The sequence below is a fragment of the Bacillus sp. HSf4 genome, from assembly GCF_029537375.1.
Lineage (GTDB): Bacteria > Bacillota > Bacilli > Bacillales > Bacillaceae > Bacillus > Bacillus sonorensis_A.
This window is the reverse complement of record NZ_CP120679.1, coordinates 4,303,634-4,325,319: the sequence shown is the minus strand read 5'-3', so window position 1 is coordinate 4,325,319 and position 21,686 is coordinate 4,303,634. Positions and strand designations below refer to the sequence as shown.

The window sequence follows — 21,686 nt, the reverse complement described above, 5'->3', positions numbered from 1 at the left end:
TACTTTTGAGAAAGGAAGTGATGAGAGAAAAAAAGAAAGGGCGATTATTGTATCGCCCTCATATGTTGAGAGATGAGATTGAAGTCCTGTTGACCGATTTCTACATGTCCAAATCTGAAGGGATATCCCCAGTGTTTTTGATTTTCGATAAAAGAGAGGTGAGGAATAAGTGGATGGATGGACGTTTCCACACATTTTTGAAAGTCGATATTTCTTCTAAAAGGCATGAATCCATTCCCCATATCAAATTTGAACACATGATCATCAATGACCTTCCCGATAGCCGTAAATTTTTGATATGGTGTGTGATCTCTTAAATGAAGCTTTGGGGAGTAATAAATGATCCAATCCCCGGGATTCATTCTTTTTAAAGGCGCCTCTTTTCCGTGACAAAGCTGGGCAAAGCCCCCGGATACAGCCTTTGCGACATGATCCCGGGAAGCCACACCGATCCAATACTTTCGCTTTAACATCCGCAAGTATCGCTCCCAGTATTGTCTTCAGTGGATGTTGAGACAGGGAAGTTCATTTTTTGCCAGGCGGCTATGCCCCCGGCCAGTTCTTTTACTTGATAGTCTTGTTCTAATAGACATTTTGCTGCTTTAGCGGCAGTATTGCACCACACGTCCCAGCAGTATACGATTATTTCCTTATCCTTGGGGATGTCATTCAACCGGTCCCGCAATTCTTGTTCCGGTATGACCACCGCACCCTTTATCGTAGGATTTCTTAATTCGCTTGGACCGTTTCTGACATCGATTAAAAAATATGTCTCAGGGTTTCTTTTTGCTGACTTTAAATAATCCATCGGACTTATGGTGGCTTCTAAACGGGCGTTGAAAAAATCAAGTGCATTCATAAGGTAACCTCCTATTTTTTGTACTGGCTCCACACTCTTAAAAGCATATCTTTAAAGACCTTTTTTTCATGTTCATTTAAAGGGGATAACACGTCAGATTCTGCTTGTGCTAAAAGCACTCTGCATGATGACAACACATCACTGCCTTTTTCAGTGAGGATCAGACTGTATGCTCTGCGGTCATTTGGATTTTTAGCCCGCTCAACAAAGCCCAATGTCTCTAAGTGGTCAACATGGCTGACCATTGTTGTTCGATCGATCTGCAGTTTTTCGGAGATCAGCTTTTGGGAAGAGTAAGGGTGTTCCTTAATAAATAAGAGAACCCCGAGCTGTCTGGCTTCAAGGTGATATGGCGTCAGGGCATCTGCGACCTTGTTTTCCATTTGCTGAAGGACTTTTCCTAATAAAAACCCGTAAGACTGGCTTAATAGATCCAGTATAATCACCTCTTTTTATTATCAGTATTGTATATAGTCAGTTTAACTGACTATTTTGCGAAAAGCAACTACAATTTATCATCTCGTTAATTAATTAAATTAATTATGTGTGCTACAATAAAACAAATCATTCAATGGAGGATTCCCATGCAGCGAGGAACATTTCAATTAATGAAATCGGTGAACAAGTCGATCATTCTCAATAAAATCAGAACATCAGAGCCGATTTCGAGAGCCGAGATCGCCAAAGAGACGAAGATTACCCCGCCTACGGTCTCAAGCATTGTCAAAGAGCTGATCGGACAAGGACTCGTCAAAGAAAGCACGCTCGGTCATTCGAGCGGCGGAAGAAAGCCGACAATGCTGCACATCAACACAGGTGCCTTTTATGTCATAGGCATTGATGCCGGGCCTGAGACGGTGGAGTGCGTCTTAACCGATTTAGCCGGAGGGATTCTGCAGCGGACATCGAGCCTGTTGAAAAAACCGCTGACAAACGAGATGTTCATGGATGTTTTAAAAGAAAATATCTATGCGATTTTGGGGCGGGCCGATGTCGATCAAGAAAAGATCATCGGGATCGGCATCGCCATGCACGGGGTCGTCGATGCTGAAACGGGAATGTCACGCATTGCGCCGATTTTAAACTTAACCAATATTCCCATTAAAGATGTGCTGGAACAAGAATTCAACTTAACCGTAAGAGTTGAAAACGATGCCAGGGCGATGGCGCTTGGCGAATCGTGGTTCGGCGGCCACGATGACGCAGGCAGCATGGCTGCCGTGAATATTGGCCGCGGCGTCGGTGCGGGGATCGTCATCAACGGAAAACTGTACCATGGAGTTGAAGGAATCGCGGGTGAACTGGGCCATATGATCATTGATATCAATGGAGAAAAGTGCGAATGTGGCAACCGCGGCTGCCTGCAGACGATTGTGAGCGGAAAAGCGATTGCCGAACGGGGGAAAAAGCGGTTGAAGGAAAGGCAGGACAGCCTGACAGCTAAAGATTTGTTTGAAATGGCCGAGAACGGCTGCCAAACGTGTATCGAACTTTTTCGGGAAACTGGTGTGATCATCGGAATCGGGCTGACCAACTTCATTCATCTTGTCAATCCGGGCAAAATCGTGCTGGGCGGCGGAGTGATGAAGGGCGGGAGGTTCATATTGCCGGCGATACGAGAAACGATACAGCAGAAAGCTTTAACAGCCGAAGCGAGGCAGACGGATGTGACGATAACGAAGCTCGGCGATGAAGCGACGCTTTACGGAGCCGTTTCATTGCTGCTGGCGGAGCTGTTTGATCCGGTGCTAAAGTAAGCTTATTTTTTTCGCCTATTTTAACACCGGTGAAGCCTTACCCCTGATGATTGACTGTGCGGATAAAGCGCATGAAAGCTTCGCGATCTTTAAAAACTCCGGCGTCCTCAAGGGCTTTGACAAATTTCTTGCTAAGTTCTTTTCGTACAATTGATTCAGCCTGCTCCGGCTCGGACAGCTCTCCGTATTCGGCTTTGAGCTGTTCGGCCCATTCCCGGTGATGCGCTTCAACGGCATCTGACTGACCGAGCAGGAATTCTTTTACTGCCGCCAATTCGGTCTTTAAGCGGGGAGGAAGGACGGCTAGGCCCATCACTTCGATTAAGCCGATATTCTCTTTCTTAATATGGTGAACATCAGTATGCGGGTGGAATATGCCATATGGGTGCTCGGCAGATGTCCGGTTGTTTCTGAGCACAAGGTCGATTTCATAAACGCCGCTCACGTTTCTTGCGATAGGCGTAATCGTGTTATGAGGCGTACCATCTGTAAAAGCGGTGATATCCGCTTGTTGATCCGAGTAGTTTTTCCACGTCTGAAAAATATCGTCCGCCGCTTCAACAAGGCTGTTGATCGCAGTTCCTTTCAAGCGGATGACAGACATCGGCCATTTTAAAACGGACGCTTCGATGTCAGGGTGTTGTTTGATTTGAAAGGAGAACGCGTCTTCCGCGCGCGTCATCGCAAACTCATATCGTCCGGCCTGATAATGGTCATGGCTTAAAATAGACCCGCCGACGATCGGCAAATCGGCATTCGATCCGATAAAATAATGCGGAAACAGCTCTGTAAAAGCAAGCAGTCTGTGAAAGGCAAGCTTATCAATTTTCATCGGCCGATGCTGCTCAGAAAATAAAATGCTGTGCTCGTTATAGTAAGCATATGGAGAATATTGAAAATACCAGCTTTCACCGGCGAGCGGGACTTTAATAATCCTGTGGTTCGCCCGGGCAGGATATCCGATTCGTCCGGCATACCCTTCGTTTTCTTTGCACAATAGGCACGTCGGATAGCTGCGTGATTGTTTTGCAGCGGCGCGTTCCCGTTTGATTTGCTCAGGGTCTTTTTCCGGCTTTGACAAATTGATCGTAATATCCATTGTGCCGTAAGGTGTATCCATCTGATACGAAACATTTTTTTCAATTCGTTTCGTCTGGATGTAGTTGCTGTTTTTGCTGAGCTGATAAAAATATTCGGTGGCCTCCCATGGCGATTGCTCGTATTTTTGCTGAAACACGGCATTGATGACAGAAGGTCTTGCAACAAAGCAGTTCATCACATTTGCCGCCAGCATGTCTTTCGCGTCTATGTCGTCGGTTATCACGCCGTGTTCGACTGCATAGTCGGCGAGTTTTTCCAAAAGGTCTGGGATGGAGCCGCCGGAAGCCGCAGGGGCTTCTTCAGGAAACGATTCCAGGCCCAGCAGATTCATCACTTGGTTGCGCGCGTAGTTCACGTCAGCCGGTTCGATTAACCCTGCTTCAAGCGCTTTTTGAATAAGTCCGGCTATGTCTTGTTCAATCATGTTGACACTTCCTTCCTGTACCCGTTTGGATGTGAGGAATGCCACTTCCAGGCGTCTTTAATGATCTTTGCTACAGAAGTGCGCGAAGGCCTCCAGCCCAGAACCTGCTTTGCCTTGTCAGATCCGGCAATCAGGATGCTCGGGTCGCCGGATCTGCGCTTGCCGATCTCGGCGGGAATGTCTTTCCCGGTTACCTTTCTGGCCGCATCAATCATTTCTTTCACCGAAAATCCTTCGCTGCTGCCAAGGTTGAATATATCGCTTTTGCCGCCTTTTCTTAAATAGTTTAATGCCGCCAGATGGGCGTCAATCAGGTCTTCAACATGAACATAGTCACGAATGCACGTGCCGTCGGGTGTATCATAGTCATCACCGAAAATCGTAACATGCGGTCTTTGTCCGAGAGCGGTTTGCAGGATGATGGGGACAAGGTGTGTTTCCGGACGGTGGTCTTCTCCGATCTCTCCCGTTTCCCTTGCTCCTGCAACATTGAAGTACCTGAGAGACACAAAGCTGATCCCATGGGCTTCTTCAGTCCGCTTCATGAGCTTTTCCATGATCAGTTTCGTTTCCCCGTAGGTGCTTGTCGGCATTGTCGGCATGTCTTCTGTAATAGGCACCGATTCAGGCTCTCCATAGACGGCCGCCGTCGAGGAGAATACGATTTTTTTTACATCGTGCTCGAGCATCGTCTGAAGTAAAACCTGTGTTCCGGATACATTGTTGTCGTAATATTTGAGCGGATCTATCATCGATTCGCCGACAAGTGAACTGGCGGCAAAGTGGATCACTTCTTCAATATGTTCCTTTTCAAAAACAGTGCGAAGGAAGTTGTTATCGCGCACATCCCCTTCATAAAAGGCTGCATCAGGATGTACCGCCTGCCTTTGGCCGGTCTCGAGGTTGTCAACGACAACGACGTTTTCCCCTCTGTCTATTAATTGATACACGGCGTGTGAACCGATATAGCCGGCACCGCCCAAAACCAACACACTCATATCAATTCCCCTTTCTATATTTCTTTGGCGCCGTCGCCTATCGCAGCAGTATAAAAAGCGGCATCATAGCCAACTGTTTCGCGGTAGACGGCATTCACGCGTTCTTTAAAGCTGTCTGTCCGGTCTTTTTCTACAATCGCAATCGCACAGCCGCCGAACCCGGCGCCGGTCATGCGGGCACCCAGGACGCCGTCCTGTTCCCAGGCCGCTTGGACAATGGTATCAAGCTCCAGCCCTGTCACTTCATAATCATCCCTTAATGACACATGAGATTCATTCATCAGCTTGCCAAATCCGGCAAGGTCGCCCTCGCGAAGTTTTTCCAGCGCTTTCAGCGTCCGGGCATTTTCGTACACAGCATGTTTGGCGCGTTTTTGATTGGTTTCATTGCGGATGAGGTGCTGATGAGCTTCAAATGCTTCCGCCGTCAATTCGCCCAGGCTTGCGATCGATAACTCCTGCTGCAGATCGCCGAGCGCCTCTTCGCATTGGGCGCGCCTTTCATTATATTTAGACCCGGCCAGCGTCCGCTGTTTGTTTGAATTGATGATGATCACATCGTGTTCCTTCAACACGAAAGGAGCGTATGTGTAATCAAGTGTATGGCAGTCTAACAAAATTGCGTGATCCTTTTTCCCCATGCCGATCGCAAATTGATCCATAATGCCGCTCCCCACGCCGATGTACTCGTTTTCGACTTTTTGTCCGAGCTTCACCATGGAGATTGTGTCTGTTTGCAAATCATAAAGCCCTTTTAACAAAACGCCTGTCGCAAGCTCAATCGATGCGGAAGAAGAGAGGCCCGCCCCGTGCGGAATATTTCCGTAATACAAAATATCGGCGCCGTGAATGATTTGATGGCCTGCCGCTTTCATCAAAAGGAACATTCCTTTCGGATAGTTGGCCCAGCCGTCAGACTGATCAAAGGCTAAATCGCTCAAGCTGCATTCAATGATTCCTTTGTCAGGGAAGTTCTTTGAATAGAAACGGATCATTTGATCATCGCGCTTTATGCCAAGGGCATAGGTGCCAAATGAAATCGAGGCGGGGAAAACATGCCCTCCATTATAATCCGTGTGTTCGCCGATTAAGTTGATTCTTCCCGGAGCAAAAAAGGTTCGCGGTGTCTTTTCTGTCTTAAAAATAGAATGAAAGTCGTTAGATAAAGCGGCTGCAGTATTCATATATCCTCCCATTCGTTTGACGTGCAGACTTAATAAATTAATTTAATTAAGTTCAACATCAGTTTACTACGGGTTTTCAATTGGTGCAATAAAAAGTGTTTTTTCAAATGAAGCGTTTTCATGTAAAATCCTTATTGGCAGGGATAGGGCAATCAGCACTTGACTTTTACGCAAATCAACGTTAAATTAGTAAAATATTTTACTAAAAATAAAATCCCTTTTTAAAATAAAGATGTTCACATGGAGGTTTTACAATCGTGGCGACGATAAAAGATGTTGCAGAAAAGGCGGGGTATTCCATCTCAACGGTTTCCCGCGTATTGAATAACGACGAAAGCCTTTCCGTACCTGATGAGACGAGGGAGAAAATATTTGAAGTGGCGGAAAGCCTGAACTACCGTAAGAAAACGATCAGGACACTGGTGAAAAACATCGCGTTTCTGTACTGGCTGACGGATAAAGAAGAGCTTGAAGACGTGTATTTTAAAACGATGAGGCTGGAAATCGAGAAGCTCGCAAAGCAATTCAACGTTGAACTGACGACCTATAAAATTTCGGGCGGCATTGACGCCATTCCCGAAAACATAGAAGGATTCATTGCGGTCGGCTCATTTTCAGATGATGAATTAATCCGATTAAGACAGATGACGCCTCACGGAGTATTCATCGATTCGACGCCTGATCCGAATCATTTTGATTCAGTCAGACCGGACTTAAAGCAGATGACGAGGAAAACGGTAGACTTTCTCATTGAGAAAGGGCATGAAAAGATCGGCTTTATCGGCGGTACGTACCATAATCCCAATACTGATGAAGACGAAATGGACGTAAGGGAACGAACGTTTCGCGATGATATGAGGGAAAAAGGGCTCTTGGAGGAAAGCTTTATTTTTTGCCGCAGGGGTTTTTCGGTGGAAAACGGCTACCATCTGATGGAAAAAGCGGTTGAAAGATTGGGTGAAAAGCTGCCGACGGCCTTTTTTACAGCGGCGGACCCGATTGCCGTAGGCTGCCTTCAGGCCTTAAATGAAAAAGGGATCGCCATCCCGGGCAGGGTGAGCATCATCAGCATCAACAACATCAGTGTGGCGAAATACGTATCTCCCCCGCTGACGACATTCCATATCGATATTAAAGAGCTTTGCAAAAACGCTATTGAATTGCTTCTGGAGCAAATACTTGAAAAAAGAAAAGTTGTAAAAACGCTATATATCGGTGCGGAGCTGGTGGTCAGGAAAAGCACCAATTAAAAAAGCGCGGGCTGCTGAATAACAGCCTGCGCTTTTTCGTAAAATATTTTACCTTAGTAAGTAAAATAATTGTTTACACTTTTCCTGGGACATGCTATATTGTTTTTGTAAAGCGCTTTCACTCCAATAAAAGGAATGAGACAAATGATGAATATGAAAAAATATGTTGGAATCAGCAGTGTCATCGCTCTCAGTTTGTCTTTAACTGCCTGCGGGCCTAAAGAGAGCAGCAATGGAGCATCAGACTCGAAGCAAAAGGAACTCGTGGTCTGGGAAGATAAAGAGAAAAGCGAAGGCATCAAAGATGCCGTCGCCCAATTTGAAAAAGAGCACGGCGTATCTGTCAAAGTCGTTGAAAAGCCTTATGCAAAGCAGATCGAAGACTTGCGGATGGATGGACCGGCGGGAACGGGGCCGGATGTGTTAACGATGCCTGGAGACCAAATCGGGACAGCGGTAACGGAAGGTTTGATCAAGGAATTAAAGGTGGACAAAGAAATCCAATCGATCTATACGGAACCGGCAATGAGATCCCAGGTGACAAACGGCAAGGTCTACGGCCTGCCGAAAGCGGTCGAAACGACGATGCTCTACTATAATAAAGATTTGATTTCTGAAAAAGAACTGCCGAAAACGCTGGATGAATGGTATGAGTATTCCAAAAAAACGGCTGACGGCAAAAAATTCGGCTTCCTGGCGCTGTTTGACCAGATTTATTATGCGCAGAGCGTCATGGGAGGATACGGCGGCTACATTTTTAAGAGCGATGCAGACGGCACTTATGATCCGGCCGATCTCGGCTTGAACAACAAAGGTGCAGTCGAAGGCGCCGAGTACATTCAGAAGTTTTATCAAGAGGGGCTGTTCCCTGCCGGAATTATTGGGGAGCAGGGGATCAATGTGCTGGAATCGCTGTTTACGGAAGGAAAAGCAGCAGCGATCATTTCAGGCCCATGGAATCTGGAACCATTCAAAAAAGCGGGCATCAACTACGGGGTTGCCAAGCTGCCTAAGCTGTCCAACGGCAAGCATATGAGTTCTTTTGTCGGTGTGAAAAGCTACAATGTAAGCGCTTATTCGAAGAATGCCGATCTAGCGGAAGAATTAGTCGTCTTCCTCGCCAATAAAGAAAACTCAAAGAAGAGATATGAGATCACAAAAGAAGTTCCCGCTGTCAAAGAACTGGCGGATGATCCTGCCGTCACAAAAAGCGAAGCGGCTCAAGCTGTTGCCGAACAATCTCAGTACTCAGAGTTGACACCGAATATTCCTGAGATGAATGAAGTATGGACGCCGGCGGATGCGGCTCTGCAAACGATCGCAACCGGAAAAGCCGAACCGAAAAAAGCGCTTGATCAAGCCGCCGAAACGATACAAGGACAGATCAAAGCGAAGCACAGCGGCAGCAAATAAGCCGCGGGCGGGTGGTGTCAAACTTATCTTAAGTTTGGCGCCATTTATGATCAGGACGTCAATATAAAGAGGTGAAAGAGAAGGTGCAGCATCGCAAAAAAGCTTTACTATTATCAATCGTTCCCGGTTTGGGCCAATTCTACAATAAACAATGGATAAAGGGTCTGTTATTCCTTCTTTTAGGCGTCTCGTTCTTTGCGGTTTTTGGCGATTTGCTGAATATGGGGCTGTGGGGCGTGTTTACACTTGGAACCGAAGTGCCGCGCGACAACTCGATTTTTCTATTGGCAGAAGGCATCATTGCCGTGATTGTCACCTGTTTTGGGCTGGCTGTCTATTACGCCAATTTGCGGGACGCCTACCAAAACGGAAAGAGGCGCGATGAACAAAAGGAGCTCAGTTCACTCAAGGAACAATATCAAAACTTAATGGCGCAAGGATATCCGTATCTCATCAGCGGGCCATCGCTGTTCATCCTGATTTTTGCCGTTGTGTTTCCGATTTTGTTCAGCTTTGCCTTAGCTTTTACAAACTATAACCTCTACCATTCTCCGCCAGCCCATCTTGTCGATTGGGTAGGACTTAAAACGTTTTCCGAAATTTTCACCGTTGATATTTGGCGGTCGACCTTTTTGGATGTTTTAGCTTGGACCATCGTTTGGACGCTTGTCGCTTCCACGCTCCAAGTCGGGTTGGGAATTTTGTTGGCGGTTGTCGTCAATCAGAAGGAAGTCCGCTTCAAAAAGTTTTTCCGGACGATTCTGGTCTTGCCTTGGGCCGTGCCCGGTTTTGTTACCATTCTCGTGTTTGCCGGCCTTTTTAATGACAGCTTCGGTGCTTTCAATCATCAAATCCTCGCCGCATTCGGCATCGATCCGATTCCTTGGATGACGAATGCCAATTGGACGAAGCTGGCGCTGATCCTCATGCAGGGATGGCTCGGATTTCCTTATGTGTTCATTGTAACGACCGGTGTTCTGCAGTCGATTCCGGACGACCTTTATGAAGCGGCGACCATTGACGGCGCGTCTGCGTTTTCGAAATTCAGGCATATCACATTGCCGCTGATTTTAATCGCGATGGCGCCGATTATCATTACGCAATTCACTTTTAATTTTAATAACTTCAATATTATTTATCTATTCAATGGAGGCGGTCCGGCTGTTCCCGGGTCAACAGCGGGAGGAACCGATATCCTGGTGTCCTGGATTTACAAATTAACGATGCAGTCGAGCCAGTACTCTTTAGCTGCCGCATTGACGATCCTGCTGTCGGTCTTTGTCATCTCGATCGCATTGTGGCAGTTCAGACGGACAAATTCTTTCAAAGAGGGGGCTTAACATATGAAGAAAAGAAGACTCTTTCGGCTCCTTCTGACCTACTCTCTGTTGGTTTTTATGACAGCCGTTATCATCTACCCTCTGCTTTGGACTGTGGGAGCCAGCTTTAATCCCGGCAACAGTTTGGTCAGTACTTCTATCATTCCGGCAAATCCGACATTGGATCACTATAGAGAATTATTCGCCGGCAAAGAGAGCCTCCAATACGGGCAATGGTATGTAAACTCGCTGAAAATCAGCATCTTTACGATGGTCGGGTCGGTCATCAGCGTTTCTTTTACAGCTTATGCTTTTTCAAGATTTCGTTTTAAAGGAAGAAAAAACGCTTTAGTTTTGTTCATGCTGCTGCAAATGATTTCTCAATTTTCGGCTTTGGTTGCGCTCTTTGTTTTAGCGCAGATGCTGGGAATGATGAACAGCCATTGGCTGCTGATTTTGCTGTACATCGGCGGACTCATACCGATGAACACGTATTTGATGAAAGGGTATATGGACTCGATTCCCATCGATTTGGATGAGAGCGCTAAGATTGACGGCGCAAGCAATACAAGGATTTTTCTGCAGATTATTATGCCGCTATCCAAACCGATGATCGCGGTCGTTGCCATGAACGGATTCACCGGGCCGCTCGGGGATTTCGTTTTGTCTTCGACGATATTGCGGACACCGGAGTCGTATACATTGCCGATCGGTTTATACAATTTAGTCAATGAAGTGATGGGAGCCAGCTATACGACGTTTGCCGCCGGCGCCATTTTGATCAGCATTCCGGTAGCCGTCATCTTTATCATGCTGCAAAAGAACTTTGTGTCAGGATTGACGGCAGGCGGAACAAAAGGATAGTCAGCAGAATATGGTCTAAAAAAGGAGAGTATCATGCCAAAAATTTATACGACACAAGCAAAATACATGCTTCACGGGGGAGACTACAATCCGGATCAGTGGCTTGACCGTCCGGATATTCTTGCGGATGACATCAGGCTGATGAAGCTTGCCCATACGAATACATTTTCAGTGGGGATTTTTTCATGGAGCGCTCTTGAGCCGGAGGAAGGCGTCTATACGTTTGAATGGCTGGATGATATGTTTGAGAGCATTCACCGGAATGGCGGCCGGATTATATTAGCGACACCGAGCGGCGCCCGTCCTGCTTGGCTGTCGCAAAAGTATCCGGAAGTGCTGCGCGTGAATGCGGAACGTGTCAAACAGCTGCATGGCGGAAGGCACAATCATTGCTTCACTTCAGACGTATACCGTGAAAAAACGAGAGAGATCAACCGCTTGCTGGCTGATAGGTACGGCAGCCATCCTGCCCTTTTGATGTGGCATGTTTCCAACGAATACGGAGGAGAATGCCATTGTGATCAATGTCAGCACGCCTTCAGAGACTGGCTGAAAAAGAGGTACAACCATGATCTTAAATCTTTGAATGACGCATGGTGGACGCCTTTTTGGAGCCATACCTTCAACGATTGGTCACAGATTGAATCGCCGTCTCCGATCGGGGAACATGCGGTGCACGGCTTGAATTTGGACTGGCGCCGCTTCGTCACTGACCAGACGATCTCTTTTTTTCAAAATGAAATCGTTCCGTTAAAGGAAATCACGCCGAATATTCCGATTACGACCAACTTTATGGCGGACACGCATGATCTCATTCCGTTTCAAGGGCTGGACTACAGCAGGTTTGCCAAGCACCTGGACGTGATCAGCTGGGACGCATATCCCGCCTGGCACAATGATTGGGAAAGCACAGCAGATTTGGCCATGAAAGTCGGCTTTATCAATGATTTGTACCGCAGCCTGAAACAGCAGCCGTTTCTCTTAATGGAATCGACGCCAAGCGCTGTCAATTGGCACGATTTTAATAAAGCGAAACGGCCGGGCATGCACCTTCTGTCTTCTGTGCAGATGATCGCCCACGGATCTGACAGCATCCTCTATTTTCAATGGCGGAAATCCCGCGGCTCATCGGAAAAATTTCACGGTGCGGTTGTTGGCCATGACAACAGTACAGAGAACCGCGTCTTTCAAGAAGTGGTGAAGGTGGGGCAGACGCTGGAGCAGCTGTCTGAGGTCGTCGGCACGAATCGTCCGGCGGACACAGCGATTCTGTTTGACTGGGAAAACCATTGGGCGCTTGCTGATGCGCAAGGGTTTGGGCTGAAAACGAAGCGCTATATGCAAACATTGCATGAGCATTACCGCCCGTTTTGGGAACGGGATATTCCCGTCGACGTCATCACCAAGGAACAGGATTTTTCCTCATACCGACTTCTAATCGCGCCGATGCTTTATTTAGCAAGCGAAGAAACGATCGCCCGTTTGAAAGCATTTGTGGCAAATGGCGGTACATTAGTCATGACTTACATCAGCGGGCTTGTGAATGAACATGACTTAACCTATTTAGGCGGATGGCATCCCGACCTGAAAGAGATATTTGGCATTGAGCCCATGGAGACGGACACGCTTTATCCAGGCGACAAAAATGCAGTAGCTTACCGGAACCAGTCGTATGAACTGAGAGACTATGCAACCGTGCTGAAAATAAACGCGGCAGTCGCTGAAGGCTTCTATCAGGATGATTTTTATGCGAATTCGCCGGCTGTTACAAGCCACCGCTATCAAGAAGGGAAAACGCACTACATCGGAGCGCGGTTAAACGATCAATTTCACCGCGATTTTTACCAATCCTTGATGGAAGAGCTGTCCTTAAAGCCGGCATTTCCGGTCAATCACGGCAAAGGAGTGTCTGTCCAGGTCCGGCAGAATGATGAACATGATTATATCTTCGTCATGAATTTCACAGAAAAGCGCCAGCCTGTTACATTTTCATCAAGTGTCACGGATATGCTGACCGGTGAATTGATCACAGGTGATGTGACATTGGACAAGTATGAAACGAGAATCGCAGTCAACCGAAAGAATATGTAGCAGCAAGGTCATCCGCTCGTTCTCTTATGACAGCCATGAGCGGATGCTTTTTTTAAAGATTAATTGAAAACGCTTTCTTGAAAAGGGGTGGGAGAAAGTATGAGAAAAAGAGGAAGGTACCCAACATTGCTGGCTGTTTTTTGCGCACTGATGGTCGTGTTAGGCGAACGACCGGCTGAAGCCGGGGCTGCTTCTGCACCGGTAAAAGCTGATATTTTTGTAAAAAAAGTAGACGGGATCGACAAGGATTTTATAAAAGGAGTTGATGTCTCCAGTGTGATCGCTTTAGAACAAAGCGGCGTGGAATTTTACAATGAGTCCGGTAAACAACAGGACATATTTAAGACCCTTCAAGAAGCGGGCGTCAATTATGTGCGGGTGCGTGTCTGGCATGATCCATATGATAGAAAAGGACACGGCTATGGAGGGGGCAACAGCGATCTTGAGAAGGCCGTTCAAATCGGAAAACGGGCGACGGCCAACGACATGAAACTGCTGGTCGATTTCCATTACTCCGATTTCTGGGCTGACCCGGCCAAACAGAAGGCCCCAAAGGCATGGGCGAACTTAAGCTTTGAAGATAAAAAACGGGCGCTCTACCAATATACAAAAGAAAGCCTGGAGACGATGCGAAAAGAGGGAATCGATATTGGCATGGTCCAGGTTGGCAATGAGACAAACGGGGGGATGGCCGGTGAAAAAGACTGGTCAAAGATGTGCGAATTGTTTAATGAAGGGAGCAGAGCGGTCAGAGACGTGGATTCAAATGTTTTGGTGGCTCTTCACTTTACCAATCCCGAAACGCCGGGGCGGTATGAAGCAATCGCTGAAACCCTTGACCGCAACGGTGTAGACTATGACGTTTTTTCAAGCTCGTATTATCCATTTTGGCATGGGACACTAGCCAATTTAACATCGGTGCTGAAACATGTGGCCGACCATTACGGTAAAAAGGTGATGGTTGCGGAGACCTCCTATACGTATACAGCCGAGGACGGGGATGGCCATGAAAACACGGCACCAAAAGATTCGGGCCAAACGTTACATTACCCGGTCACCGTTCAAGGGCAGGCGCATGCGGTGAGAGATGTGATTCAAGCGGTTGCTGATGTTGGGGACGCGGGGATTGGCGTTTTTTATTGGGAGCCGGCATGGATTCCTGTCGGCCCGGCTCATCAGCTCCAAAAAAATAAAACGCTGTGGGAAACATATGGCTCGGGCTGGGCCACAAGCTATGCCGCCGAATATGATCCCGAAGACGCCGGAAAGTGGTTTGGCGGAAGTGCTGTAGACAATCAGGCATTATTTGATTTCAACGGTCGTCCATTGCCCTCTCTCAACGTCTTTCAATACGTCGATACAGGTGCGGTGGTGCGCCTTTCAATTGACGAGATCAAAGACGTTTCGATAAACGCAGTGTCAGGCGGGAACATTTCTCTGCCTGAATCGGTAAAGGTCACCTACAATAACGGAGACGAGGGAAGCGCCGTTGTGACATGGGATCAAAAAGCGTTGAAACGGGCCATCAAAAAAGGTGTTGGAGAATATGTGATCGAAGGTGTTGTCAAAGGCGGAAAGACCGTTTTGGCTCACCTGAAAATCTTGTGCTGAATCCTGGCTTTGAAGAGCATGACAGCAGCATGTGGACGGGAACGGCGCTTCCCCTCACACCGACTACCTGGAAAATTCCGCAGACGCCAAGTCGGGAAATGTTTCACTTCATTTTTTCTCGGATGACAGAGTCGATTTCAAAGCAGAACAGACGATTACCGGGTTGAAGCGGGGGACATATCAGCTTTCGGCGTTTTTGCAAGGCGGGAACGCTGAAGGTGCGGAACTATATCTTTTTGCGAAAACAAGCGGCCAAGAATATCGAGCTGCCGCAGCCGTGAATGGCTGGGGAAACTGGAAGAACCCTGAGATTTCGGAGATCCTTGTGAAAGACGGGGCGGTGACGATTGGTGTAAGCGTGACAGCGGGGCCGGGCGCGTGGGGGAGTATTGACGATTTTGTATTGTATCAAAAAGCAAGATGACAGGGAAAAATAAAAGTAATGCCCAGACACAAAATCTGGGCTTCTTTTTCATTGCTTTCTCCCATCAAACAGCGTATCGGCAAATTTCACTTCGGGAAACTCGTCAGCCGGCCCTTCAAGCAGCCGACCGCTTTTGTTTTTTAAATGTTTGTCAAAAAAGCTTAAGGTATAGGCGTTGACGATGGAAGCCGCTCTTAGCGGATCGATTTGTCCTGTCATTCCGGTCTGTCGGAGAAAGGGGGTGAAAAACTGGACATCGGCAAAGTTGTAGTGTTCCATTCCTTTGACATACAGAATGTGGCCGCCGTACTTGCCGGCGTTTTGAAAATGGGCGATCTCAGCTTCGGCGTCTTTTGTCTCCTTAGCGATTTCTTCTCTTGTTGCCCCCATTGTTTTTAATTCTTTATCAGTATAGACGTATTTCTGTCTGACTTTATTAAAGCGGTTGAATGTGCTTTCAGAGAACATAAACAGAAAAGGTTTGGTTGAACCCGGACGGTTATGGTAGCGGTACAGGCCGCCGTCAAGGTCAATGCCCGCTGTGACTCTGCTGTCATAAGAGGCGTCGTATGAAGCGGCTCCGCCGAAGGAGTGGCCAAAGACGCCGATATGGTTCATATCGACACTCCCTTTCAAGCGGGTGGGAAGGTTCCCGGCATTGATTCGTTCGAACTGGTCGAGAACGAATTTTATATCGTCTGTCCAAACCTTCCCTACCTTGTCGCGGTAGTTTTTTTCAGCGATCAAATATTCATCTGTTTTCATCGGGGCCATCCTTCCATCGGGAAATGCGGTGGCAAAAGCGCTGTATGTATGGTCGATGGAGGCGACGATATAGCCATGGCTGGCAAGGTTTTCAGCTTGTGAAGTATGAAAAAACCGCGATGACTTGTAGCCGTGGTTTAAGATGATGAGCGGATAAGAACGGCTGTTATCGGCAATCTCGGCCCCTTCATAGGAATGGCTCTGAATGTATGTCAAATAGTTGGTCACGATGGATGGAAGGCTGAGCGTTTTCGAGAGCGGTTCCTCCTTCAGCACGGAGCCTTCCATAAACGGAGCGGGTCTTCCATCGGCATGTTTTGCCGGGTACCACACTTGTACCATCAACTCCCGTTTGCCTTCTTTCACTTCATCAAAAATCTCATCTCTGTCAGAATCGACAAAGTGAAAAGTCTGTGTTCCTACCTGATATTCACCCGTCGGCTTCGGAAGTTGAAAAACGGGAAAAGCATACAAGAAGCCCGCGGTCAGCATAAGCATGACAGTACACAGCACGTAAATGTGACGGGGGATATTTCGAAAAGCATTTTTTTAAAACATCCATAAATGGAACCGACAAAGAACAGAACCGTCAGGGCATATGGGAAAAGCAGCTGCACCCGCAACCCTTCGGTCGCCCAGTGTATGACCAGGAAAAGCAGGGCAATTCCGCTTCCAATGATAATCGCAATCCTGCGCTGTTTCTTTCTAAAAAAACCGGACAACAATACACCTGTGTTCGACAAAAGCAGCAGCACTTCAAACAGTCTCAAAGTCATATCCTCCCTCGGAGAAATTTTTATAGTGCCACCTTATCCCATACGGCTGCTTTTGTACTATCGATTTTCCTTACATCCCGGTGACAATGTTGTCACTTAAACCGAAAAAACCCTCTCCATCAAATCGATGGGGAGGGATGGGTTTACACAGCCGCTGTTTGCCGAAGCGCATCCTCTACAGAGGTGTATTCGTATCCAAGATCGCGGGCGACCGCTTCATATGTGATGCTTCCGTTCGCCACGTTGACACCGCGAGCCAGCGCCTCATTCTCGGCAATCGCTTTTTCAACACCTTTGCCGGCGATCTGCATGGCGTAAGGAATGGTGACGTTTGTTAAGCCGATCGTTGATGTGCGCGGAACGGCGCCGGGCATATTTGCAACGGCATAATGGACGACACCGTGTGTTGTATAGGTCGGGTTGTCATGTGTCGTGATTTTGTCGACCGTCTCAATGATTCCGCCCTGGTCAATTGCAACATCCACGACAACTGAGCCCGGCGACATGGACTTGATCATTTCTTCTGTGACAAGCTTTGGCGCTTTTGCTCCCGGAATTAATACCGCGCCGATCACAAGATCTGACTCTTTGACCGCTTCTGCGATATTGAGCGGATTGGACATCAGCGTTTGGATGTCCTTGCCGAACATGTCGTCGAGCTGGCGCAGCCGCTCTGCGCTCAGGTCGATCAGTGTGACGTCAGCGCCGAGGCCGACGGCGATTTTAGCAGCGTTTGTTCCCACCGCACCGCCGCCGATGATCGTGACTTTGCCGCGTTTGACACCCGGTACACCGGATAAGAGAATGCCTTTGCCGCCTTTTGATTTCTCAAGAAATTGGGCTCCGATTTGTGACGCCATCCGTCCCGCCACTTCACTCATCGGCGTCAGGAGCGGAAGCGTTCCATTAACTTGGACCGTTTCATATGCGATGGCCGTGACACCGCTTTCGACGAGCGCTTTGGCAAGCTGCGGTTCGGCAGCAAGATGAAGGTATGTGAATAGGATTAATCCTTTGCGGAAGTAGCCGTACTCAGAGCTGATCGGTTCTTTCACCTTCATGATCATTTCCGCTTTCGCCCATACATCTTTGGCTTCGGGGATGATCGCTGCTCCGGCAGCTGAATAGTCGGCATCCTCAAATCCGCTCCCAATTCCGGCGCCTTGTTCTATTAAGATCTGATGACCGTTTTCGGCCAGGGCGACAACGCCGGCAGGGGTAATGGCTACACGGTTTTCATTATTTTTAATTTCCTTTGGAATCCCAATGATCATGATGTCTTCCTCCCTAAAATATGATTCTACCGCTAGTATAATTCTCTGCATCGGGAAGAACATCGTGCGGAAAATTAAAAATGAAAGCGCTTTTTTGTGAAATTTAACAAATTCGTGAACAATGACAGATCTGTGTCCATTTTTTTTAAAAATATTTTACTAGAAAAAATCGTTTTGTTAAAAAAACAAATGTAATCGCTTACATTTTGTGTTGTTTCACAAACATAACGATTTTTCATTATGATAGAATATCTCATGCGATATGAAAGCGCTATCTTTGTCAGGAGTGAGTCGTTTGGATATGTTAGAGATACTAGGAAAGATTAATCATGTATTATGGGGGCCGCCCAGTTTAATTTTATTATTTGGGACAGGCTTATTTTTAACGATTGTTTTAAAAGGACTGCAATTTCGCCGCCTGATCTATGCGTTTAAGATAGGGTTTGGAAAAGAAGACGCCAAGGATGCGGCTGCTGAAGGCGATGTCAGTCATTTTAAAGCGCTTATGACAGCGCTCGCTGCCACAATTGGAAACGGCAATATCGCCGGTGTGGCAACTGCTTTGACACTAGGCGGCCCGGGTTCAATCTTTTGGATGTGGATTGTCGGTTTGTTAGGGATGGCGACGAAGTATGGGGAAGCGTTGCTCGCCGTCAAGTACCGCGTCAAAAATGATAAGGGCGAATATTCAAGCGGGCCGATGTATTATATTGAACGCGGGCTCGGCCGCAAGTTTAAAGGGCTGGCGGTCGCTTTTGCCCTGTTTGGCGCCTTTGCCGCTTTAGGAATAGGAAACAGTGTGCAATCCAACACAATCGCCGATGTGACACAAAACAGCTTTGGCATGGCCAACTGGGTGACAGGGTTGATTTTAGTCATTCTTGTCAGCGTGATTATTTTCGGCGGCATTCAGCGGATCAGCACCGTTGCCAGCTTCTTTGTGCCGATCATGGCATTCTTGTATATGGGCGGGGCGATCTTGATCCTGATTTTGAACTACGATAGGATCGTGCCGGCTTTTGAACTGATTTTTGATTATGCGTTCCACCCTGTAGCGGCGACCGGCGGTTTTCTTGGAATTGCCGTATCTGAAGCGATTCGCAACGGTGTGTCCCGCGGTATTTTTTCAAATGAGGCGGGTCTTGGTACAGCAGCATTGATCGCAGGCAATGCCAGAGCCGATCACCCGGTGAAACAAGCGCTTGTCGCCATGACCGGTACGTTTATTGTCACGATCGTGGTGTGTACGATGACCGGTTTAACCCTGCTCATTACCGGTTTCTGGGACCCTTCCGGCGGATTGATTTCCGGCGTTCCCCATGACGGCACCCTGGAGGGCGGGGCATTGACAAGCGCAGCGTTCGGCTCTGTTCTGGGAGCAGCCGGAGAGTATATCGTCTCGCTTTCCGTTATCTTCTTTGGTTTTTCGACGATTGTCGGCTGGTATGTATATGGTGAAAAGTGCTTCGAGTACCTGGCCGGTCCTAAGGGAATCGCAGGATACCGCCTCGTTTATATACTCGCCTGCGGAATAGGAACGGTCGCCAACCTTGTCACAGTATGGGCATTTGCCGATATGGCCAACGCGCTGATGATGATTCCGAATTTAATCGCCATTCTTCTATTATGGAAAGTGATTGTAGCGGAAACAAATGATTATTTTCATCATTTCTATCAAAATGTCCATTCCATAGAAAGACAAATTCATTGATTCAAAAGGTTCTGCTCACCCGGCAGAACCTTTTTTGTCCTAAAAAAACCGCGATCAGTCTGTTCACAAATGACCTCAAAATTTGACGAATAATGTCGATAATAGGGACGTAAGTTTGTTTCAGGACATTTTTTTATGACATAGATAAGGAAGGATAAATACGATGAAAGTGAAAACGAAATTGCTGGGGATCATCTCGATTTTAGTCATTTCAATCATTGGAATTGGCGTTTCCTCCGTTTTGGTGATCTCTTCGACGGTCGGCAAGAATGAAGTGCTGAAGGACAAAATGGAGTTCCAAAAAGAGGTCAAGCACATCCAATATCGGTTGACTGGATTATCAAATGATGAAAGAGGTTTTATCATTACCGGTGATAAGGAATATGGCGATGGAATGAAGGAGAAGGCCGATGATGTCTTAAAAAGTCTCGACAGGGTCAAAGGCCTGATTCATGATGAAAAATATGAAGCGAATGTGGAAGAAATTAAACAAAACTTTACGGATTATTGGGCTTTAAATCAACAAGTACTGCAAACTTATGATTCAAGTCCGAAGAAAGCAGAATCCATCCACTTCGGTGAAGAAAGATCGCTGCGAAAAGAAGTATTGGATCCGTCTGTCAATAAACTGGTGGACAGCCTTGACGAGGATGTCAAAGACTTAAAAGCTGAAATTCGCGATAATGGGAAAATGAGCGAGTGGTTCTTCATCACGATTACAGGTGTATCAGCCATTTTAGGCGTGATCCTGAGCCTATTGCTCTTGAAGTCGATTATGGTGCCGCTCAGAAGCCTTAACAAGCAGCTGGAGGACATTGCGCATGGAGAAGCGGACTTGACGAAAAAAGTCATTGTCAAAAATAAAGATGAATTCGGTCAGCTGGCCCATTCGTTCAATGCTTTTGTCGACTCATTAACACAAATTGTCAAGCAGATCAGCAGCTCGTCTGAACAGGTCGCAGCCTCATCGGAAGAATTGTCTGCGAGCGCGGAAGAATCAAAGTCAACCTCCGAACATATTTCCGAAGCGATGCAGACGATCGCCGACAGTAATACGCAGCAAAGCGCCATGACCGAAAAAAGCTCGGAATCGATTAATGAATTGTTGGAGCGCCTTTCCTCTGTCGCTGCAAATACAGGCAGCATCGCGGACCTTTCTTCTTCGATGAAAGACAAAGCAGAAATCGGTTCTGAATCCGTCCATAAAATGCTGGATCAAATGAATTTCATTGACAAATCCGTCAATTCGGCCGGAAACGGCCTTAAGGCATTGGTGGCAAGCACTGCCGAGATCAGAGATATTTCTTCTTTGATCACAGATATTTCCGAGCAGACGAACTTGCTGGCGCTGAATGCGGCGATCGAGGCGGCCAGAGCCGGAGAACAAGGAAAAGGGTTTGCCGTTGTGGCGGAAGAAGTAAGAAAATTGGCGGATGAAACAAATCAATCGGCCACTCACATACAAGCATTGGTATCAACCATCCAAAATGAATCGGTGGAAACGGTCAATAATATTAAAGTTGTACAAGAGAACGTCAGCTCGGGTATTGCTCTTTCAAGGGAAACAACCGGGAATTTCAATGAAATTCTCAATCTGGTGGAACAGGTTGCTTCGCAAATACAAGAAGTGGCAGCGTCCACGCAACAGCTGACATCAGGTGTCGAAGTGATCCAGAATACGGTTCAGACATTGGCGGCTGGTACAAAAGAAACGTCAGACGGCACAAACACCGTTGCTGCTTCAACGCAGGAACAGCTTGCTTCCATGGAGGAAATCTCATATGCGGCAGAATCATTGTCGCAATTGGCTGAAGAGCTGCAAACGGTGATCAATCGTTTTAAATATTAAACCAAAATCCCCATCT

The 21,686-nt window shown here is 47.2% G+C and carries 19 protein-coding genes and 1 pseudogene; 11 read left to right on the top strand and 9 right to left on the bottom strand.

Annotated features, from left to right (window positions below; translation table 11 throughout):
- Positions 1–44 precede the first annotated feature (44 nt).
- The 3 genes from P3X63_RS22205 to P3X63_RS22195 are packed head-to-tail and all read right to left on the bottom strand — an operon-like array spanning position 45 to position 1,242.
- On the bottom strand, positions 45–473 hold the full coding sequence (locus P3X63_RS22205; protein ID WP_077735901.1) for an EVE domain-containing protein: 429 nt from the start codon (positions 471–473) through the stop codon (positions 45–47).
- Positions 467–859: a rhodanese-like domain-containing protein gene (locus P3X63_RS22200; protein WP_026589414.1), complete on the bottom strand. Its 393-nt coding sequence runs from the start codon at positions 857–859 to the stop codon at positions 467–469. Before P3X63_RS22200 ends, P3X63_RS22205 begins: the two co-directional genes overlap by 7 nt.
- Before the next feature lie 11 nt (positions 860–870).
- Entirely contained in the window at positions 871–1,242 is a 372-nt protein-coding gene (locus P3X63_RS22195) for a MarR family winged helix-turn-helix transcriptional regulator (RefSeq protein ID WP_236251185.1), read from the bottom strand.
- A gap of 201 nt (positions 1,243–1,443) precedes the next feature.
- On the opposite strand from P3X63_RS22195, the gene P3X63_RS22190 reads away from it, so the two are divergent.
- Entirely contained in the window at positions 1,444–2,616 is a 1,173-nt protein-coding gene (locus tag P3X63_RS22190; RefSeq protein WP_026589412.1) for an ROK family transcriptional regulator, read from the top strand.
- 37 nt (positions 2,617–2,653) lie between these two features.
- Here the strand turns inward: P3X63_RS22190 and galT are convergent, their stop codons facing one another.
- From galT to P3X63_RS22175, 3 genes are read right to left on the bottom strand one after another with little or no spacing between them, the layout of a single operon-like run.
- A complete protein-coding gene (gene galT, locus P3X63_RS22185; RefSeq protein ID WP_277692117.1) occupies positions 2,654–4,141 on the bottom strand; it encodes a UDP-glucose--hexose-1-phosphate uridylyltransferase in 1,488 nt (495 codons plus the stop codon).
- The gene (gene galE, locus P3X63_RS22180; RefSeq protein WP_077735903.1) at positions 4,138–5,139 is read right to left on the bottom strand and encodes a UDP-glucose 4-epimerase GalE; all 1,002 of its coding nucleotides are present in this window, start codon (positions 5,137–5,139) and stop codon (positions 4,138–4,140) included. Before galE ends, galT begins: the two co-directional genes overlap by 4 nt.
- 14 nt (positions 5,140–5,153) lie before the next feature.
- Positions 5,154–6,323 (bottom strand): galactokinase, encoded by a 1,170-nt coding sequence (locus tag P3X63_RS22175; RefSeq protein ID WP_026589409.1) that lies wholly within the window; start codon positions 6,321–6,323, stop codon positions 5,154–5,156.
- A 257-nt stretch (positions 6,324–6,580) separates the two neighbouring features.
- On the opposite strand from P3X63_RS22175, the gene P3X63_RS22170 reads away from it, so the two are divergent.
- The 8 genes and pseudogenes from P3X63_RS22170 to P3X63_RS22135 all read left to right on the top strand — a co-directional run bounded on the left by P3X63_RS22170 (position 6,581) and on the right by P3X63_RS22135 (position 15,295).
- Positions 6,581–7,573, top strand: a complete 993-nt coding sequence (locus P3X63_RS22170) for a galactan degradation operon transcriptional regulator GanR (protein WP_277692115.1) — start codon at positions 6,581–6,583, stop codon at positions 7,571–7,573.
- Positions 7,574–7,717: 144 nt separating this feature from the next.
- Positions 7,718–8,986 carry an arabinogalactan oligomer ABC transporter substrate-binding protein GanS gene (gene ganS, locus P3X63_RS22165; protein ID WP_077735906.1) on the top strand — a complete coding sequence of 423 codons (1,269 nt, stop codon included), beginning with the start codon at positions 7,718–7,720 and terminating at the stop codon, positions 8,984–8,986.
- 83 nt (positions 8,987–9,069) lie between these two features.
- Complete coding sequence (gene ganP / locus P3X63_RS22160; RefSeq protein WP_026589406.1) at positions 9,070–10,326, top strand: galactooligosaccharide ABC transporter permease GanP; 1,257 nt, start codon at positions 9,070–9,072, stop codon at positions 10,324–10,326.
- A 3-nt stretch (positions 10,327–10,329) separates the two neighbouring features.
- On the top strand, positions 10,330–11,169 hold the full coding sequence (ganQ, locus tag P3X63_RS22155; RefSeq protein WP_277692110.1) for a galactooligosaccharide ABC transporter permease GanQ: 840 nt from the start codon (positions 10,330–10,332) through the stop codon (positions 11,167–11,169).
- Positions 11,170–11,202: 33 nt separating this feature from the next.
- Positions 11,203–13,260, top strand: coding sequence for a beta-galactosidase GanA (locus P3X63_RS22150; protein WP_026589404.1), 2,058 nt, complete (start codon positions 11,203–11,205; stop codon positions 13,258–13,260).
- Positions 13,261–13,410: 150 nt separating this feature from the next.
- Positions 13,411–14,631: pseudogene (ganB, locus tag P3X63_RS22145) on the top strand (arabinogalactan endo-beta-1,4-galactanase); the annotation flags it as partial.
- Complete coding sequence (locus P3X63_RS22140; protein ID WP_277692959.1) at positions 14,629–14,871, top strand: Ig-like domain-containing protein; 243 nt, start codon at positions 14,629–14,631, stop codon at positions 14,869–14,871. The pseudogene ganB and the gene P3X63_RS22140, both read left to right, overlap by 3 nt.
- A 31-nt stretch (positions 14,872–14,902) precedes the next feature.
- On the top strand, positions 14,903–15,295 hold the full coding sequence (locus P3X63_RS22135; RefSeq protein WP_277692108.1) for a hypothetical protein: 393 nt from the start codon (positions 14,903–14,905) through the stop codon (positions 15,293–15,295).
- A gap of 48 nt (positions 15,296–15,343) precedes the next feature.
- Here P3X63_RS22135 and P3X63_RS22130 read toward each other — a convergent pair whose 3' ends face one another.
- The 3 genes from P3X63_RS22130 to ald form a co-directional block, all read right to left on the bottom strand.
- Positions 15,344–16,558 carry an alpha/beta hydrolase family protein gene (locus tag P3X63_RS22130; protein ID WP_277692106.1) on the bottom strand — a complete coding sequence of 405 codons (1,215 nt, stop codon included), beginning with the start codon at positions 16,556–16,558 and terminating at the stop codon, positions 15,344–15,346.
- On the bottom strand, positions 16,546–16,830 hold the full coding sequence (locus P3X63_RS22125; RefSeq protein WP_277692104.1) for a hypothetical protein: 285 nt from the start codon (positions 16,828–16,830) through the stop codon (positions 16,546–16,548). The genes P3X63_RS22130 and P3X63_RS22125 overlap by 13 nt, the downstream gene beginning before the upstream one ends.
- Positions 16,831–16,979: 149 nt before the next feature.
- On the bottom strand, positions 16,980–18,110 hold the full coding sequence (ald, locus tag P3X63_RS22120) for an alanine dehydrogenase (protein WP_077735911.1): 1,131 nt from the start codon (positions 18,108–18,110) through the stop codon (positions 16,980–16,982).
- A gap of 301 nt (positions 18,111–18,411) precedes the next feature.
- On the opposite strand from ald, the gene P3X63_RS22115 reads away from it, so the two are divergent.
- Entirely contained in the window at positions 18,412–19,821 is a 1,410-nt protein-coding gene (locus P3X63_RS22115; protein ID WP_035428697.1) for an alanine/glycine:cation symporter family protein, read from the top strand.
- Between the two features lie 163 nt (positions 19,822–19,984).
- Positions 19,985–21,670 carry a methyl-accepting chemotaxis protein gene (locus P3X63_RS22110; protein ID WP_026589399.1) on the top strand — a complete coding sequence of 562 codons (1,686 nt, stop codon included), beginning with the start codon at positions 19,985–19,987 and terminating at the stop codon, positions 21,668–21,670.
- The last annotated feature ends 16 nt before the right edge of the window (positions 21,671–21,686 follow it).

Bases quoted from the DNA above. Each gene is read 5' to 3' on its own strand.
- P3X63_RS22205 (WP_077735901.1), bottom strand. From the start codon at position 473: ATGTTAAAGCGAAAGTATTGGATCGGTGTGGCTTCCCGGGATCATGTC.
- P3X63_RS22200 (WP_026589414.1), bottom strand. From the start codon at position 859: ATGAATGCACTTGATTTTTTCAACGCCCGTTTAGAAGCCACCATAAGT.
- P3X63_RS22195 (WP_236251185.1), bottom strand. From the start codon at position 1,242: ATGGAAAACAAGGTCGCAGATGCCCTGACGCCATATCACCTTGAAGCC.
- P3X63_RS22190 (WP_026589412.1), top strand. From the start codon at position 1,444: ATGCAGCGAGGAACATTTCAATTAATGAAATCGGTGAACAAGTCGATC.
- galT (WP_277692117.1), bottom strand. From the start codon at position 4,141: ATGATTGAACAAGACATAGCCGGACTTATTCAAAAAGCGCTTGAAGCA.
- galE (WP_077735903.1), bottom strand. From the start codon at position 5,139: ATGAGTGTGTTGGTTTTGGGCGGTGCCGGCTATATCGGTTCACACGCC.
- P3X63_RS22175 (WP_026589409.1), bottom strand. From the start codon at position 6,323: ATGAATACTGCAGCCGCTTTATCTAACGACTTTCATTCTATTTTTAAG.
- ganS (WP_077735906.1), top strand. From the start codon at position 7,718: ATGATGAATATGAAAAAATATGTTGGAATCAGCAGTGTCATCGCTCTC.
- ganQ (WP_277692110.1), top strand. From the start codon at position 10,330: ATGAAGAAAAGAAGACTCTTTCGGCTCCTTCTGACCTACTCTCTGTTG.
- P3X63_RS22150 (WP_026589404.1), top strand. From the start codon at position 11,203: ATGCCAAAAATTTATACGACACAAGCAAAATACATGCTTCACGGGGGA.
- P3X63_RS22130 (WP_277692106.1), bottom strand. From the start codon at position 16,558: ATGCTTATGCTGACCGCGGGCTTCTTGTATGCTTTTCCCGTTTTTCAA.
- ald (WP_077735911.1), bottom strand. From the start codon at position 18,110: ATGATCATTGGGATTCCAAAGGAAATTAAAAATAATGAAAACCGTGTA.
- P3X63_RS22115 (WP_035428697.1), top strand. From the start codon at position 18,412: ATGTTAGAGATACTAGGAAAGATTAATCATGTATTATGGGGGCCGCCC.
- P3X63_RS22110 (WP_026589399.1), top strand. From the start codon at position 19,985: ATGAAAGTGAAAACGAAATTGCTGGGGATCATCTCGATTTTAGTCATT.